Origin of the sequence: Enterobacter cloacae complex sp. IR5418 (assembly GCF_049238105.1) — a bacterium.
Lineage (GTDB): Bacteria > Pseudomonadota > Gammaproteobacteria > Enterobacterales > Enterobacteriaceae > Enterobacter > Enterobacter hormaechei.
Window position 1 is genome coordinate 110,247 of record NZ_JBMKHS010000009.1, and the last position, 16,480, is coordinate 126,726.

General features: G+C 54.7%; 17 protein-coding genes. 14 read left to right on the plus strand and 3 right to left on the minus strand.

Annotation, left to right across the window (positions count from 1 at the left end):
- Positions 1-5: 5 nt before the first annotated feature.
- Positions 6-1,046, minus strand: coding sequence for a LacI family DNA-binding transcriptional regulator (locus tag ACOTX7_RS09795; RefSeq protein ID WP_221813401.1), 1,041 nt, complete (start codon positions 1,044-1,046; stop codon positions 6-8).
- A 186-nt stretch (positions 1,047-1,232) separates the two neighbouring features.
- Between ACOTX7_RS09795 and ACOTX7_RS09800 the strand changes: the two genes are divergently transcribed.
- From ACOTX7_RS09800 to ACOTX7_RS09820, 5 genes are read left to right on the plus strand one after another with little or no spacing between them, the layout of a single operon-like run.
- On the plus strand, positions 1,233-2,522 hold the full coding sequence (locus tag ACOTX7_RS09800) for an ABC transporter substrate-binding protein (RefSeq protein WP_006812354.1): 1,290 nt from the start codon (positions 1,233-1,235) through the stop codon (positions 2,520-2,522).
- An 8-nt stretch (positions 2,523-2,530) separates the two neighbouring features.
- Entirely contained in the window at positions 2,531-3,397 is an 867-nt protein-coding gene (locus ACOTX7_RS09805) for a carbohydrate ABC transporter permease (RefSeq protein WP_047355010.1), read from the plus strand.
- Positions 3,398-4,225: a carbohydrate ABC transporter permease gene (locus ACOTX7_RS09810; RefSeq protein WP_221813403.1), complete on the plus strand. Its 828-nt coding sequence runs from the start codon at positions 3,398-3,400 to the stop codon at positions 4,223-4,225.
- 10 nt (positions 4,226-4,235) lie between these two features.
- On the plus strand, positions 4,236-5,819 hold the full coding sequence (locus tag ACOTX7_RS09815) for an alpha-glucosidase (RefSeq protein ID WP_221813404.1): 1,584 nt from the start codon (positions 4,236-4,238) through the stop codon (positions 5,817-5,819).
- Positions 5,803-6,861, plus strand: coding sequence for a glycoside hydrolase family 130 protein (locus tag ACOTX7_RS09820; protein ID WP_047355013.1), 1,059 nt, complete (start codon positions 5,803-5,805; stop codon positions 6,859-6,861). Before ACOTX7_RS09815 ends, ACOTX7_RS09820 begins: the two co-directional genes overlap by 17 nt.
- A gap of 41 nt (positions 6,862-6,902) precedes the next feature.
- On the opposite strand, the gene ACOTX7_RS09825 is transcribed toward ACOTX7_RS09820, so the two are convergent.
- Positions 6,903-7,706 carry a dienelactone hydrolase family protein gene (locus ACOTX7_RS09825; RefSeq protein ID WP_006812349.1) on the minus strand — a complete coding sequence of 268 codons (804 nt, stop codon included), beginning with the start codon at positions 7,704-7,706 and terminating at the stop codon, positions 6,903-6,905.
- 255 nt (positions 7,707-7,961) lie between these two features.
- Here ACOTX7_RS09825 and udp point away from each other — a divergent pair, with 255 nt between their 5' ends.
- From udp to tatD, 9 genes are all read left to right on the plus strand, one after another.
- A complete protein-coding gene (gene udp, locus ACOTX7_RS09830) occupies positions 7,962-8,723 on the plus strand; it encodes a uridine phosphorylase (RefSeq protein ID WP_112012606.1) in 762 nt (253 codons plus the stop codon).
- A gap of 139 nt (positions 8,724-8,862) precedes the next feature.
- Positions 8,863-10,320 carry a DNA recombination protein RmuC gene (rmuC, locus tag ACOTX7_RS09835; RefSeq protein WP_032674161.1) on the plus strand — a complete coding sequence of 486 codons (1,458 nt, stop codon included), beginning with the start codon at positions 8,863-8,865 and terminating at the stop codon, positions 10,318-10,320.
- Between the two features lie 66 nt (positions 10,321-10,386).
- The gene (gene ubiE, locus ACOTX7_RS09840) at positions 10,387-11,142 is read left to right on the plus strand and encodes a bifunctional demethylmenaquinone methyltransferase/2-methoxy-6-polyprenyl-1,4-benzoquinol methylase UbiE (RefSeq protein WP_003860790.1); all 756 of its coding nucleotides are present in this window, start codon (positions 10,387-10,389) and stop codon (positions 11,140-11,142) included.
- A gap of 13 nt (positions 11,143-11,155) precedes the next feature.
- Positions 11,156-11,761 (plus strand): ubiquinone biosynthesis protein UbiJ, encoded by a 606-nt coding sequence (gene ubiJ / locus ACOTX7_RS09845; RefSeq protein ID WP_221256757.1) that lies wholly within the window; start codon positions 11,156-11,158, stop codon positions 11,759-11,761.
- A complete protein-coding gene (ubiB, locus tag ACOTX7_RS09850) occupies positions 11,758-13,398 on the plus strand; it encodes a ubiquinone biosynthesis regulatory protein kinase UbiB (protein WP_047355017.1) in 1,641 nt (546 codons plus the stop codon). The genes ubiJ and ubiB overlap by 4 nt, the downstream gene beginning before the upstream one ends.
- Positions 13,399-13,474: 76 nt before the next feature.
- Positions 13,475-13,729, plus strand: a complete 255-nt coding sequence (gene tatA / locus ACOTX7_RS09855; RefSeq protein ID WP_006812346.1) for a Sec-independent protein translocase subunit TatA — start codon at positions 13,475-13,477, stop codon at positions 13,727-13,729.
- A 3-nt stretch (positions 13,730-13,732) separates the two neighbouring features.
- The gene (gene tatB, locus ACOTX7_RS09860) at positions 13,733-14,266 is read left to right on the plus strand and encodes a Sec-independent protein translocase protein TatB (protein WP_221813406.1); all 534 of its coding nucleotides are present in this window, start codon (positions 13,733-13,735) and stop codon (positions 14,264-14,266) included.
- A 2-nt stretch (positions 14,267-14,268) separates the two neighbouring features.
- Complete coding sequence (gene tatC, locus ACOTX7_RS09865; RefSeq protein ID WP_006812344.1) at positions 14,269-15,039, plus strand: Sec-independent protein translocase subunit TatC; 771 nt, start codon at positions 14,269-14,271, stop codon at positions 15,037-15,039.
- 41 nt (positions 15,040-15,080) lie between these two features.
- The gene (gene tatD / locus ACOTX7_RS09870; RefSeq protein ID WP_221256758.1) at positions 15,081-15,863 is read left to right on the plus strand and encodes a 3'-5' ssDNA/RNA exonuclease TatD; all 783 of its coding nucleotides are present in this window, start codon (positions 15,081-15,083) and stop codon (positions 15,861-15,863) included.
- On the opposite strand, the gene rfaH is transcribed toward tatD, so the two are convergent.
- The gene (rfaH, locus tag ACOTX7_RS09875; RefSeq protein WP_001149538.1) at positions 15,860-16,351 is read right to left on the minus strand and encodes a transcription/translation regulatory transformer protein RfaH; all 492 of its coding nucleotides are present in this window, start codon (positions 16,349-16,351) and stop codon (positions 15,860-15,862) included. The genes tatD and rfaH overlap by 4 nt on opposite strands.
- Between the last annotated feature and the right edge of the window lie 129 nt (positions 16,352-16,480).

The window sequence follows — 16,480 nt, forward strand, 5'->3', positions numbered from 1 at the left end:
TTATCTCATGCCGTATCACGCTCGATAAGCTGGTGTTCCAGCACAACGTGGGTGACAGGGCCATTGTTCAGAAGCAGATCAACCGCAATTTCACCTTTACGTTCGGCGTTCTGCGCCACGGTGGTAAGCCCCGGCCCGTTGAGCTGCCGGGCGGTATTGTCGAACCCGGTAATGGCGACCCGGCCAGGTATAGCAAGACGCTGCCGCTGGCAATAATTCACCGCACCGATGGCAAAACGATCGGATAAGCAGATCAGCGCCGTGATGTCCGGGTGTGCCGTCAGCAATGCTTCTGCTGCCTGTTCACCGTGTGGCTCATCGTGATGGGTTTCGCACAGCCAGCAGTTGCTGAGCGCGATACCGTGCTGTTGAAACGCATCGCGGCAGGCATTCACGCGGGTCAGCATGAGGTGGTTATCGCCCGTTATGGGGTGCGTCAGTGGGCGTATCGCGCGCGCGTTCGGGTGAGAAGGGAAGGCAATAATGCCGAAATGGCGATGACCTTTTTGGATCAGGAGGGTGGCGATATCATGCATGGCGCGCATGTTATCCACCGACACGCTGCTGAACTGCGGAAGCTGAAAATCGAGCGTCACTACCGGCAGATTGCGGGCCAATGTCTGCTGAATAATGGCGGCGCTGTTATGCGTGGCGTTGAGAATATACCCGTCCACCAGGGTGGTGAGCGATGACGGCCCCTTTTGAAGCGGGATGAGAACCAGATTAATATTACGATCTTCGCAGCGGGTCGCGACGCCGCGCATCAGGCTGACGTCATGCGGATCGATAAAGACATAACTCATGGCATCGTTAAAGATAACGCCGATCGCACCGGATTTTCCGGTGCGTAATGCCCGGGCGAGTTTATCCGGCCCCTGAAATCCCACCCGACGGGCGTGCCCGAGTATCCTTTCACGTAATTCGACAGAGAGCTTTTCGGGATTATTCCACGCGTTTGACACCGTGGTATGTGAAATACCCATCTCCGCTGCCAGCGATTTAATCGTCACCTTTTTATTCTTTATTTTGCTAAATGATTTGGGCATTTAATATTCACGCAACTTATTTATGGGATGTAATTAAAGAAATAATAGCGGCTGAGTTTATCGTTAAATATAAATAGTTTTGTGATTTGTTTAACGTTAAACATAAAAAAGGGGTGTTAGCTTACGCACCATTCACAGAGGGCAGCAGTTAGCGATTAACACTTATCGACATCAGGGAGATATAACGTGAGAGTTGCAGAAGCAGCGAAATTAATAGCATCGGTAATACTCCTCTTTTTTCTTACCGGCTGCGGGCCTGATGATAAAAAAGAGGCGCAATCCGGGGCGCGCGAAACAATCAAAATGTGGGTTACGCCCACCGTCAACGAAGAAGCATTCTGGAGTAAAATTGTTGCCGAATGGAATAAAGATCCCGCCCATATGCCCGTCGAATTTACCGCTATTCCTGCCGCAAACAGTTCAGAAGAAGCAATAATGAACGCGCTGGCGTCAGGTACTGAGCCGGATATTTCTACCAATATATTTATTGGCTTTGCCAGCCAGCTGGTGGATGTTGGGCAGATAGAAGATTTATCCAAAATGCCGGGTTTTCAGGAAACGATTCAGAAACGGCAAATGACTTCTCTGCTGCCCGCATGGGAATTAAACGGTAAACAAACGGTACTGCCGGTATATATCAACCCGATTGTCTGGTGGTGGCGCGGTGATTTATTGAAGCGTTACGGCTTTGATCGGGTACCGGTTCGCTACGATGAGCTTTATGCGCTGGCGAAGCGTCGTGCGGCAGATAATCACGGCTACGTGATACAGCTTACGGCCGGTAAAAACTGGTGGGAGCGCTGGTTCGACTTCATTCCGCTGTTTTACGCCCAGAGCCAGGGCAAGCCGTATCTTATCGACAAAAAACCTGCGCTGACTACGCCTGCTGGCGAGGCTGTACTGACCTTCATGGCTAACGTGTTTAACAATAAGTGGAGCAGCTACGACTTCACCTCCGCCGAGGATCCGCTCGCCACGGGGCAGGTTATCGCCTCTGCGCGCGGGCCGTGGGATTTAGCCCGCTATCGCAAGCAGTATCCGGATATTTTAAAAACGATTCAGATCGGCCCGATGCTGACCGAGAAGGGCATTGAACACCCGTATACGTTCGGCGACAGTAAAGGTCTGGTGATCTTCAGTTCCAGCAAGCGGAAGGCGCAGGCCTGGCAATTTATGAAGTGGGTCTTTAGCAACCCGGAGCATGACCGTCTGTGGCTTGAGTTGACGGGGATGCCGCCCGCGCGCGCGGATCTCATGAGTAATCCGATCTTTGTCAGTTACTTCAAACAAAATCCGCTTGAGAAACAGATTGCCTCCTGGGTGGACGTCGCCCTTCCGCCTGCGGCAACAAACCAGACGACAGAAGTCCAGCGCAGCATGACGCAGATGCTTGAGCGCGTGATATTCAAAACCAGTACACCTGCCGATGCGCTGAAACAATCTCAGCAGGAAATCAACGCGCTCGCGGGCCAGTAGGGGGCATAATGGCTGGATATGAATCCCGAACCGGAGGCCTTCTGGCCTCCACCTGGATTGGCTATTCGCTGCTGTTCTGGTTTTACCCGCTTGCCTGGCTGGTGGTACTGAGCGTGACCCGCTGGCAGTTTATTGGCATGCCGCAATTTACAGGGTTGCAGAATATTATTGGCGTACTGCACGATGCGCTATTCTGGACATCCATGTGGAACATCTGCCGCTTTTTAATGTGGTATATCCCGATCGTATTTATTACCGCCCTGCTTTTTGCCGCCGGGTTACGCAGAATTAACTTTGGCAGAGGGTTTATCGCCTTAAGTTTTTTGCTGGCCAATATCTCGTCTGGGGTGGCGTACTCGATTGTCTTTTCGCGCCTGTTTAATGAGTATGGCCCGATCAACCGCTTATTGTCTGCATGGTTTGGGATTTCCGTGCCGTGGTTTACCAACCCTGACTGCGCGATGCTCTCTATTGCGCTTATTGTGACCTGGAAATTTGTCGGCTATTACGGGTTAATTCTCTATTCCGGTATGCAGGCTATCCCGGCAGATATTTACAGTGCGGCCATTCTCGATAAAACCGGACGTTTTCAGAAAGGGTGGGCAATAACGCTGCCGATGATGAATCCGCAAATTGTGATGGTTATGGTGCTGGCTATTACGGTGGCGTTCAGTATTTTTACAGAGCCGTATTTAATTACCGGCGGCGGGCCACTGAACAGTACCACCAGCCCCATGGTGGTGATGTACGAAGCCGCGTTTCAAAATATGAAACCCACCTGGGCGGCTGCCATGTCGATTATTGTCGCTGCCTGTAGTTTTCTGATGATTTGGCTATTTCGTCGGTTATTCGAAAAGCACATTGAGATTGTATGAATGAAAAAACTCACGCCCCTGAGCCTGCTAATTCATGCGCTGATGTTTATTCTGGCGTTAAGCTGGCTCTATCCGTTCGTCTGGATGGTGGTGTCATCCCTGAAGCCCACGGCGCAGATTTACACCACGGATCTCTTTTCGGGCACGCTGACGCTCGAAAATTACACCTTCCTTTTCGATAACAGCAACCGTGCAGATAAACCCTTTCTGCGCACGCTGTTTAACTCGCTTTTCGTCTCCGCCACCGTGACCGCGAGCGTGACTGTCACCTCCATGCTGGTGGGCTATGCGCTGGCAAAAACGGAATTCAGAGGCAAAAACGCTTTCCGTAATCTGTTGATTGTGCAGATGGTTTTCCCGGTGTTTATGTTCATCATTCCGCAGTTTGTGCTGATGCGTGAGCTAGGGCTGATCAACCGCTACAGTGCCATGATCCTGCCTTATGCGATGAGCGCCTGGGGGATCTTTATGGTATCCCAGAGCTTTAAGGGCACGCCCAACGATTACCTGTACGCCGCGCGTCTGGATCATGCCAGCCTGTGGGCCATTCTGCGCCACGTCATGATGCCGCTGAACAAGTCCATTCTGGCGATCGTGGCGTTATTTACCTTCTCAAGCTCGTGGGACAACTTCCTCTGGCCGCTGATTGTCATGCGCGATGCCGACAAAATGCCGTTTTCGGTACTGCTGGCTACCTTCAGCAAATCCTACGGCGTTTATCTGGGGCCTGTGATGGCGGGGGCCGTGGTGCAAATGCTACCGGTCATCCTGTTGTTTATCCTGTTCCGGAAATATTTCCTTCAGGGCATGTCGTTATCACTGAAATAAGGAACGTACGGTGAAGAAGCAACCCTGGTGGCAGGCCTGCACCTGCTACCAAATTTATCTGCCCTCGTTTTGCGATGGCAATGGCGACGGGCTGGGTGATTTCCCCGGCCTGCTCTCAAAAGTGGATTACCTGGGCGCGTTAGGGATCGGTGCCATCTGGATCACCCCGTTTTATCCCTCTCCTCTGGTGGATAACGGGTATGACATCAGCGATTACTGCGCCGTCGATCCACGGTTCGGCACGCTGGACGATTTTCGCGATGTCGTTCATCGCTGCCATGAAAAGGGGATCCGCGTCATTATCGACCTGGTGCTTAATCATGTCTCTTCGCAGCATCCGTGGTTTCAGGATGCCTGGAATAATCCCGCAAGCCGCTATCGGGACTATTTCATCTTCAGCGCCCACCCTAACAACTGGGAGTCCTTTTTTTCCGGCAGCGCCTGGAGCCAGGAGCCGGACACCGGCATGTTCTACTACCATAAATTCGCGCCAGAGCAGGTGGATCTAAACTGGGCGAACCCCGCGGTAGAGCAGGAAATGTTTCAGGTGATTGATTTCTGGCAGGGGCTGGGCGTCGATGGCTTCCGCTTCGACGTGATTAACTTCCTCAGCACTCGCGGCATCGGGCCTGATAACCCGGCGAAAGCTGGCGTGCAACAGCATGAACATGACGTGAATCAGCCGGGACTTATCGGCACGCTGCAACGCCTGTGCCAGCATGCCAGGCAGCAACGTGATGTTTTCCTGATTGGCGAAATTGGTAGCGAGGAGAGGGAGATCCTGGCGCGTTACCAGGCTCCGTCGCTGATGGACGTGGTCTTTAACTTCAATATTGGCAGTCAGAAAACCTTCGATGCGGCACGCCTGTGCGACGAGATTAACGCCACGCTGGCGATGCAGTCTGGTCTGCCGACGCTGTTCTTTTCCAGCCACGATATGCCGCGCATGATTAGCCGCTTCGGCGAAGGCCCGCACGACACCGCCCGGGCGTTGGCTGTCCTGGCGCTACAGCTGACCGTGCGCGGCGTGCCGTTTATTTTTCAGGGCGAGGAGTTGGGGATGCCTGACTACGTGCCGCAGACGGTGGAAGAGATTTTTGATATTCAGGGGAAAACCTACTACGACACGGCCATGCGGCAGGGTTGCAGTGCTGCCGACGCGCTGGCGCAGGCCATTGAACATTCCCGGGATGGGTCTCGCGGCCCGTTCCTCTGGCGCGACGGCCCGTTTGCGGGTTTTTCCACCCGCACGCCGTGGATGCCCGTCAGCCAGGACTATCCCTTCCTCAATGCCGAACATCAGTTATCGACGCCCGGATCGTTATGGCGTGAGTACCAGACCTTCATTGCGCTTCGTGCCACCATCGGGGCGCTACAGCATGGAGAGTGCAGCCCACTGACACGCCATAGGGAGTGCGTCTGGTTCACCCGAACCACGCCGCAGGAGCAGGTCTGGGTGGCCGTGAATTTTGGCCAGCCGGTACAAAACCCCTTGTGGGCCATTGAAGCGGATGTCCTGTACGGGCAAAACGCGCCGCAGCTGGACAAAAATCAAATTCTGATAAAAAGGAGTGTATATGAAGAGACACGGTAATAATCCGCTGATCACCCCAGGCGACGTGGTGCCTTCTCTGCCAGGACGGAAAGTGGAGTGCGTCTTTAACGCCGGGGTAACGGAGCATCATGGGGAGATTATCCTGCTGCTTCGGGTTGCCGAGAGCGTGATAAATGATGATCCACAGAAGATCGTCGTTCCGCTTCTGGTGCAGCAGCCTGGTGGCTGGCAGCCAGCGACAAAAACGTTTGACCGCAACGACCCTCGCTATGATTTTAGCGACCCGCGTACCATCGTGCTGAAAAGCGACCCGGCTCAGGTCTGGCTAACGTCGATGTCCCACCTGCGCCTGGCACGAAGCCGGGACGGGGTGAATTTCACCATCGATGAACAGCCTTTCATCACTGCCGACAGCCGCTATGAGGAGTTTGGCTGTGAAGATGCGCGCATTACCCTGATTGACGATGTCTGGTACATCAATTACTCCGCCGTGTCATCGTTGGGTATCTCCACCGCTCTGGCGACCACCGTAGATTTTGTCTCCGTCGAGAAGAAAGGGCTGATTTTCTGCCCTGATAACCGCGACGTCTGTTTCTTCCCGGAGAAGGTTGGCGGAGCCTACCGGGCGCTTACCCGGCCTGCGCCCTGCCATTTCGGCCACCCGGAAATATGGATCTGCGAGTCACCCGATATGCTGCACTGGGGAAACCATCGGCATCTGTTGGGACGCTCGGGAGACGAATGGGATGCGCTTAAATCTGGCGGCGGTGCGCCGCTGATCAAGACCGCGCGCGGCTGGCTGGAAATTTATCACGGCGTGGACGCCAGCCAGCGTTACTGCCTGGGCGCTCTGCTTCTGGATCCTGAAGACCCGCTCACCCTCATCGCCAAATCCTCTGTGCCGCTGCTGGAGCCGAGTGCGCCCTATGAGCGTGAAGGCTTTTTCGGTAACGTCGTCTTTACCTGCGGGGCGCTGGTCCGTAATGACACGCTGCATATCTGGTATGGCGCGGCGGACGAGTGTATCGCGCTGGCCACGCTGCCGATGGACGATCTGTGGAAACATCTCGGCCTGAATTAAGGCCAGACGCAGCCCCGACGCTTGCCGGGGCTGCAAAGCAATTATTTCTTCCCGCCGTACTGGCTAAACCACGCCAGCATCCTCTGCCAGCCATCTTTCGCCGACTCCGCGTGATAGCTCGGACGATAATCGGCGTTAAACGCGTGCCCGGCATCCGGGTACACCACGATCTCCGCCGTCGCGTTTGCCGCGCGTAGCGCGTGGCGCATGGTCTCGACGGTATCAAGCGGAATGCCGGTATCCTGGCCGCCATAAAGCCCTAACACCGGGGCATTTAAATCCGTTGCGATATCAACCGGATGTTTCGGCGAGTTCAGGGTCTTTTCGCCCACCAGTTTGCCGTACCAGGCCACGGCCGCTTTGAGCTGCGGGTTATGCGCGGCGTACAGCCAGCTGATGCGTCCGCCCCAGCAGAAGCCGGTCACCATTAAGCGATGCGGGTCACCGCCGTTGCGCGCCGCCCAGCTGGCAACGTGGTCGAGATCGGCCAGCACCTGCGCATCCGGGACTTTGCTCACCAGGTTACTGAACAGCGTTGGGATATCGCTGTAGTCATTGGGATCGCCCTGACGAAAATAGAGTTCTGGCGCAACGGCCAGATACCCTTCCAGCGCCAGACGGCGGCAGATATCGCGAATATGTTCGTGAACGCCGAAAATCTCCTGAACCACAATCACGATGGGCAGCGGGCCGTCTGCCGACTTTGGCCGCGCGTGATAAGCAGGCATATTTTCCCCCTGCGAGGGAATGGAGGTCTCGCCTGCGGTAATGGCCTCTTCTGAGGTTGAGACGATGGTTGAAGCATGCGGAGCCGCAGCAGGTGCAAATCCGGTTTTTTCAGTCATGGCATTCTCCGTACCAATGAGTTAGCGCAAAGGTAAATATAGACACCAGGTTAACAACCCACAGTGCCTTAAACGGTCTATCTTTTGTGCAGCACCTGTCGATATAACTTGTTAATGTGATGTGAATCACTTTTTGATGGAAATTTAATGCAATCATTTTCATTCATGGTGAGGTGTGTCACGAAATTATGCTTACCGCTTCTGTAAAGTACCGTTTTACTTCTTCTGACAAACCGACCCACAGAGGAGTCACCTATGTCTAAGTCTGATGTTTTTCATCTCGGCCTCACTAAAAACGATTTACAAGGGGCTACGCTCGCTATCGTCCCTGGCGATCCGGAGCGTGTGGAAAAGATCGCCGCGCTGATGGATAAGCCGGTCAAGCTGGCTGCCCATCGTGAATTCACCACCTGGCGCGCAGAGCTGGATGGCAAAGCGGTGATTGTGTGCTCTACCGGTATCGGTGGTCCGTCTACCTCTATTGCCGTTGAAGAGCTGGCGCAGCTGGGCATTCGTACTTTCCTGCGTATCGGCACCACCGGCGCCATTCAGCCGCACATCAACGTCGGCGACGTGCTGGTTACCACCGCATCCGTGCGTCTGGACGGGGCAAGCCTGCACTTTGCACCGATGGAATTCCCGGCAGTGGCTGATTTTGCATGCACCACCGCGCTGGTTGAAGCGGCGAAATCCGTAGGCGCAACCACTCACGTGGGCGTAACCGCCTCTTCCGACACCTTCTACCCGGGCCAGGAGCGTTACGACACCTTCTCTGGTCGCGTGGTGAGCCGCTTCAAAGGCTCTATGGAAGAGTGGCAGTCCATGGGCGTGATGAACTACGAGATGGAATCTGCAACGCTGCTGACCATGTGCGCAAGCCAGGGTCTGCGTGCCGGTATGGTGGCGGGCGTTATCGTCAACCGTACCCAGCAGGAGATCCCGAACGCCGAAACCATGAAGCAGACCGAAAGCCATGCGGTGAAAATCGTGGTGGAAGCGGCTCGTCGTCTGATCTAGTCCTCCTCTCTGAGATAAAAGGCCGACACGTTCGGCCTTTATTTTTTGCGTAGCGCCTCGCAGGAAAACCCTTTCAAACTGGACGTTTATACAGCACAATTCTATTTTGTGCGGGTCAGACGTGGATGCAGGGGGCATTGTGGATATCTCAGTCCTGATTTATATGGTAATTGCGCTGGTGAGCGTGGGAATGGGCTGGCTCATTGCCAGTTACCAGCACGCCCAGCAGAAAGCCGAACAGCTGGCAGAGCGCGAAGAGATCGTCGCCGAACTCAGCGCGACGAAACAGCAGCTTGCGCTGAGCGACCACTGGCGCGACGAGTGCGAACTGCTTAATAACGAGCTGCGCAACCTGCGTGATATCAATACCTCGCTGGAGGCCGATCTCCGCGAAGTGACCACCCGCCTTGAATCCACCCAACTGCATGCGGAAGACAAAATCCGCCAGATGATCAACAGCGAGCAGCGCCTTAGCGAGCAGTTTGAGAACCTCGCCAACCGCATTTTTGAGCACAGCAACCGCCGCGTTGACGAACAGAATCGCCAGAGCCTGAACAGCCTGCTCACGCCGCTGCGAGAACAGCTGGACGGCTTTCGCCGTCAGGTGCAGGACAGCTTTGGTCAGGAAGCCCGGGAACGCCACACGCTGGCGCATGAAATTCGTAACCTCCAGCAGCTGAATGCCCAGATGGCGCAGGAGGCGGTTAACCTGACGCGCGCGCTCAAAGGTGATAACAAAGCGCAGGGAAACTGGGGCGAAGTGGTCATGACGCGCGTGCTGGAGGCCTCTGGCCTGCGCGAAGGATACGAGTACGAAACGCAGGTCAGCATTGAGAACGATGCGCGCTCGCGGATGCAGCCGGATGTCATTGTTCGTCTGCCGCAGGGCAAAGATGTGGTCATCGACGCCAAAATGACGCTGGTGGCCTATGAGCGCTACTTCAACGCGGAGGATGACTACACCCGCGAATCCGCGTTGCAGGAGCACATCGCCTCCGTGCGTAACCATATCCGTCTGCTGGGCAGGAAAGATTATCAGCAACTGCCGGGGCTGCGATCGCTGGATTATGTGCTGATGTTCATTCCGGTCGAGCCAGCCTTCCTGCTGGCGCTCGACAGACAGCCTGAACTGATCACCGAAGCGCTGAAAAATAACATTATGCTGGTCAGCCCCACCACGCTGCTGGTGGCGTTACGTACCATTGCCAACCTGTGGCGCTATGAGCACCAAAGCCGTAACGCGCAGCAGATTGCCGATCGCGCCAGCAAGCTGTACGACAAAATGCGGCTGTTTGTGGACGATATGTCCTCGGTGGGGCAAAGCCTGGATCGCGCGCAGGATAACTACCGCCAGGCGATGAAAAAACTCTCCTCCGGGCGCGGCAATTTGCTGGCGCAGGCGGAGGCGTTTCGCAGCCTTGGGGTGGAAGTGAAACGCGAGATTAATCCGGAACTGGTGGAGCAGGCTACCGCTCAGGATGAAGAGTTTCGTCTTCGCGAAGGCGACGCTGAACAAAAGACCCGCAATGAAGACAACGATTTAGCGGCGAGTTTATCCCCTGAATCCCAGCCAGCGCGTTTCTTTCACGGTAGTTGAAACGTAGGGCAAATGCGCCCAATCTGTTACACTTCACGAACATTTGACTGATTAGCAGGCTCTGAGATGGTTGACGATTCACAAGACACAACGCACTTTGGCTTTCAAACTGTCGCCAAAGCGCAGAAAGCTGACATGGTGGCCCACGTATTTCATTCCGTGGCGGCGAAGTACGATGTGATGAATGATTTGATGTCATTCGGCATTCATCGCTTGTGGAAGCGCTTCACCATTGATTGCAGCGGCGTGCGCCGTGGACAAACGGTGCTGGATTTAGCCGGGGGAACAGGCGATCTGACCGCAAAATTCTCCCGTCTGGTGGGCGAAACCGGTCGTGTGGTGCTGGCGGATATCAACGACTCCATGCTGAAAATGGGGCGCGAAAAGCTGCGTAACATCGGCGTGGTAGGCAATGTTGAATATGTTCAGGCGAACGCCGAAGCGCTGCCGTTCCCGGACAATACGTTCGACTGCATCACCATCTCTTTCGGTCTGCGTAACGTGACCGATAAAGATAAAGCGCTGCGCTCGATGTACCGTGTGCTGAAGCCCGGTGGACGCCTGCTGGTGCTCGAGTTCTCTAAACCGATTATCGACCCGCTGAGCAAAGCTTACGATGCCTATTCCTTCCACGTCCTGCCGCGCATTGGCGAGCTGGTGGCGAACGATGCAGAAAGTTACCGTTATCTGGCCGAATCTATCCGAATGCACCCGGATCAGGACACGCTGAAAGCAATGATGCAGGATGCGGAGTTTGAAAACGTGGAATACTTCAATATGACGGCGGGTGTCGTCGCGCTGCATCGTGGTTACAAGTTCTGAGTGGAGGTTTCCCGTGCCCATTAAACCCTTAGTCACCGCAGGCATCGAGAATGTACTGAATGCCTTTCTGTATCGCGCACCTGCGCTGAAAACCGCACGTCAGCGGCTTAACGGAAAGGTACTGCGTATCGTTTTAAAGGAGTTCTCGACGCCGCTTGTGCTGGTCTTCAGCGAACGCCAGCTTGACGTTCTGGGGGAGTGGGAAGGCGAGGCTGACTGCTCGGTAATTACGCACATGAGCGTTTTGCCAAAACTGCGTGACCGTCAGCAGATGACGGCACTTATTCGCAGCGGTGAACTGGAGGTCGAAGGCGATATTCAGGTGGTTCAGAATTTCGTTGCACTCAGCGATCTGGCTGAATTCGACCCGGCGGAACTGCTGGCGCCGTATATCGGCGATATCGCGGCTGAAGGTATAAGCAAAACGCTGCGCACAGGTTCCGCTTTCCTGCGTAAAGGTCTGCTTCGTCAACAGCGCTATGCTGCCGAGGTGCTGACCGAAGAGTGGCGTATGGCACCGGGGCCTTTAGAAGTCGCCTGGTTTGCAGAAGAGACCGCGGCAGTTGAGCGCGCAGTTGATGCGTTAACCAAACGGCTGGAAAAACTGGAGGGCAAATGACGCCTGGTGAAATTCGGCGCCTCTATTTTATCGTTCGCACCTTTTTGAGCTACGGGCTAGACGAGCTTATCCCCAGAATGCGTATCACCCTGCCGCTTCGGCTTTGGCGGCGCACGCTGTTCTGGATGCCGAATCGCCATAAGGATCAGGAACTGGGCGCACGGCTGCGTCTTGCGTTGCAGGAGCTAGGCCCGGTCTGGATCAAGTTTGGGCAGATGCTCTCAACACGTCGCGATCTTTTCCCGCCGCAAATTGCCGATCAGCTCGCCCTGTTGCAGGACCGCGTCGCCCCGTTTGATGGCGAGAGAGCAAAGAAACAAATCGAAGAAGCGATGGGCAATATCCCCATCGAGACCTGGTTTGATGATTTCGACATTCAGCCTCTGGCCTCTGCTTCAATTGCGCAGGTACACACCGCGCGCCTGAAAGAGAATGGCAAAGAGGTGGTCATTAAGGTGATTCGCCCGGATATCCTGCCGGTTATCAGAGCGGACATGAAGCTGATCTATCGCCTGGCTCGCTGGGTGCCGCGTCTGTTGCCGGATGGCCGCCGTCTGCGTCCGCTGGAAGTGGTGCGGGAGTATGAAAAAACGCTGATTGACGAGCTTAACCTGCTGCGTGAATCGGCGAACGCCATTCAGCTGCGTCGTAACTTTGAAGACAGCCCGATGCTGTATGTTCCTGAAGTCTATTCTGACTATTGCAGTCAGAACATGATGGTGATGGAACGTATCTACGGTATTCCGGTCTCGGACGTGGTGGCGCTGGAAAAACAGGGCACCAACATGAAGCTGCTGGCCGAGCGCGGCGTGCAGGTCTTCTTCACGCAGGTTTTCCGCGACAGCTTCTTCCATGCTGATATGCACCCGGGCAATATTTTCGTCAGCTATGAGCACCCGGAAGATCCGAAGTACATCGGCATCGACTGCGGAATAGTCGGCTCGCTGAATAAAGAAGATAAGCGTTATCTCGCTGAAAACTTTATCGCGTTCTTCAACCGCGACTACCGTAAGGTGGCCGAACTGCACGTAGATTCAGGCTGGGTTCCACCCGATACCAACGTGGAAGAGTTTGAATTTGCGATCCGCACCGTCTGTGAGCCGATTTTTGAAAAGCCGCTCTCGGAGATCTCTTTCGGACACGTTCTGCTCAACCTGTTCAACACCGCACGCCGTTTCAATATGGAAGTGCAGCCACAATTAGTTTTACTTCAGAAAACACTACTTTACGTTGAGGGCGTAGGCCGCCAGCTCTATCCTCAGTTAGACTTGTGGAAAACCGCGAAACCGTTCCTTGAATCCTGGATTAAGGATCAGGTCGGCATTCCTGCGCTGGTTCGCTCGCTTAAAGAGAAAGGCCCGTTCTGGATTGAAAAAATGCCTGAAATTCCTGAACTGGTTTACGACAGTTTGCGTCAGAGCAAGAACCTTCAGCACAGCATGGATAAAATCGCGCACGAGCTTCAATCCAGTCGCGTGCGTCAGGGGCAGTCCCGCTATCTCTTCGGAATTGGCGCGACGCTGCTGATAAGCGGCACGTTGCTGTTGATCAATCGTCCGGACTGGGAAATGATGCCAGCCTGGATTATGGCTGCTGGTGTGGTTGTCTGGCTTGCTGGCTGGCGAAAAACGCGCTGAATTAGCGTCGCTATCGAGGGATTGCATACGTATAATGCGATCTGACTAATTAATCATCTATCACTGGGGAACACGCATGGGTGGTATCAGTATCTGGCAGTTAGTGATCATTGCCGTCATCGTTGTGCTGCTGTTTGGCACGAAAAAACTCGGATCAATCGGTTCCGACCTGGGCGCGTCAATCAAAGGCTTCAAGAAAGCCATGAGCGATGATGAGAATAAGCAGGAAAAAGCCAGTCAGGATGCTGATTTTACCGCTAAATCCATCGCCGATAAGCAGGACGAAGCCAAAAAGGAAGAGGCTAAACGTCACGATAAAGAGCAGGTGTAATTCGTGTTCGACATTGGTTTTAGTGAGTTACTGCTGGTCTTTGTGATTGGTCTTATCGTGTTGGGGCCGCAGCGTTTACCCGTTGCGGTGAAAACCGTCGTAGGCTGGGTGCGTGCGCTTCGCTCGCTGGCAACTACCGTGCAGAACGAGCTGGCGCAGGAGCTAAAGCTTCAGGAATTTCAGGACAGCCTGAAAAAGGTTGAAAAGGCGAGCATGGACAACCTGACGCCGGAACTGAAGGCCTCAATGGACGAGCTGCGCGAAGCGGCTGAATCCATGAAGCGTTCCTACAGCACTGAGAAAGCGAGCGATGAAGCTAACACCATCCATAATCCGGTGGTGAAGGGCAGCGAAGAGCAGCGCGAGGGTGTGACGCCTTCCAGCGCAGAGCATCAGGCTGCTTCACCTGAGCAAACGCCGCAGGAGCCTGAAATGAAAAAACAGGTGCCGCCGGAAGAGCCCGTGGTCAAAACGGCTGAGGTAAAACCCGCCGCGCCCGTTTCCGAATCATCCCCCTCGTCGAGTGATAAAGCGTAAACATGGCAGTAGATGATACTCAACCGCTCATTACGCACCTCATTGAGCTGCGTAAGCGCCTGTTAAACTGCATCATTGCGGTTTTCCTCATTTTTTTATGTCTGGTCTATTTTGCCAACGATATTTATCAGGTGGTTTCTGCACCGCTGATTAAACAGATGCCGCTGGGCGCGACGATGATTGCAACGGACGTTGCCTCGCCATTCTTTACCCCTATTAAGCTGACCTTCTGGGTGTCGTTGATTGCCTCTGCGCCGGTCATTTTGTATCAGGTCTGGGCATTTGTGGCGCCTGCCCTGTACAGGCATGAACGCAAGCTGGTTATTCCACTGCTGGTGTCCAGTTCGTTGCTGTTTTATATCGGCATGGCGTTTGCCTACTTCGTTGTCTTTCCGCTGGCCTTTGGCTTCCTGACGCATACCGCGCCGGAAGGGGTACAGGTGTCGACAGATATCGCCAGCTACCTCAGTTTTGTCATGGCGCTGTTTATGGCCTTTGGTGTCGCCTTTGAGGTGCCCGTAGCGATTGTCCTGCTCTGCTGGGTCGGCGTGACTACGCCTGAAGATCTGCGTAAGAAGCGCCCGTATATCCTGGTGGGGGCATTTGTCGTAGGGATGCTATTAACGCCACCGGACGTCTTCTCGCAAACCTTACTGGCGATACCCATGTACTGTCTGTTTGAAGTCGGCGTGTTCTTCGCACGTTTCTACGTCGGAAAGGGGCGTACCCGGGACGAAGAAGACGAGCCGTCTGAAGAGACCACGAAAGAATAAAACCAGCCGCCCGTCAGGGCGGTTGTCATATGGGGAAACGTATGTTTGATATCGGGCTTAACCTGACCAGCAGCCAGTTTGCGAAAGACCGCGATGAGGTGGTGGCGCGCGCCTTTGCCGCCGGTGTGAACGGGCTGTTACTGACGGGGACCAGTCTGCACGAGAGTGCGCAGGCACAGCAGCTGGCGCAACGCTATCAGCACTGCTGGTCTACCGCAGGCGTGCATCCTCATGACAGCAGCCAGTGGACGCAGGTCAGCGCTGAGACGCTTTATCACCTGGCGGATACGCCTGAAGTGGTTGCCATTGGCGAATGCGGGCTTGATTTCAACCGTAACTTCTCGACGCCTGAAGAGCAGGAAAAGGCGTTTACCGCCCAGCTCGCGCTGGCAGCAGAGCGGGAGATGCCGGTATTTATGCACTGTCGCGATGCCCATGAACGTTTTCTGGCGCTGCTGGAACCCTGGCTGGAGAAATTGCCGGGAGCGGTGTTGCACTGCTTTACAGGCTCCCGTCAGGAGGCGCTGGATTGCCTGGACCGCGGGCTTTATCTGGGTATTACCGGCTGGGTGTGTGATGAACGTCGTGGGCTGGAACTTCGCGCGCTGTTGCCCGTTATCCCGGCCGATCGCTTGCTGCTTGAAACGGATGCGCCGTACCTGTTGCCCCGGGATATGCAGCCCAAACCGCCATCACGACGTAATGAACCGGCCTACCTGGGACACATTGCTGAAAGCGTGGCGCACTGGCGCGGAGAGGATGCGCAGTGGCTGGCAGCACAAACCGATGATAACGTGCGTCGTCTGTTCGGCGTGCAGTTCTAAACTTTGCGGAAATCGGTGTTTTTAACGCTCTGCAACACCTCTTTATTCAACAGGTTGAGCAGCAGCATGGAGCGCGCTTCACCGTCCGGCTCAGCGAAGATAGCCTGTAAACCTTCAAAGGCGCCTTCGGTGATCACCACGCTGTCGCCAGCATAAGGGGTTTCCGGATCGGTAATATCGTCAGGCTGCTGGTAAACAGAAAGCTGATGAATAACCGATGACGGTACTCTTGCCGGATGGGCGCCAAAACGCACAAAATGGCTGACGCCGCGGGTGGCGCTGATCGTCGTGGTGTGGATCACTTCAGGGTCGAACTCGACGAACAGGTAATTCGGGAACAGAGGCTCACTGACGGTCGTGCGTCTGCCACGCTGCATTTTTTCAAGCGTGATCACCGGTGTCAGGCAGTTAACAGACTGACGTTCAAGATGTTCCTGCGCGCGCTGAAGTTGCCCGCGTTTGCAATACAGTAAATACCAGGCCTGCATAATCACTCTTCCCATTGTTCGGGGCGCAAGCATACCAAAACCCTGGCGGGATCGCTAAGGTGATTATAATGGCGAAAAAGAGAGTAAGTCGTGGAAGTTCACGCTAATTTAACAAAATTACAGCATCAC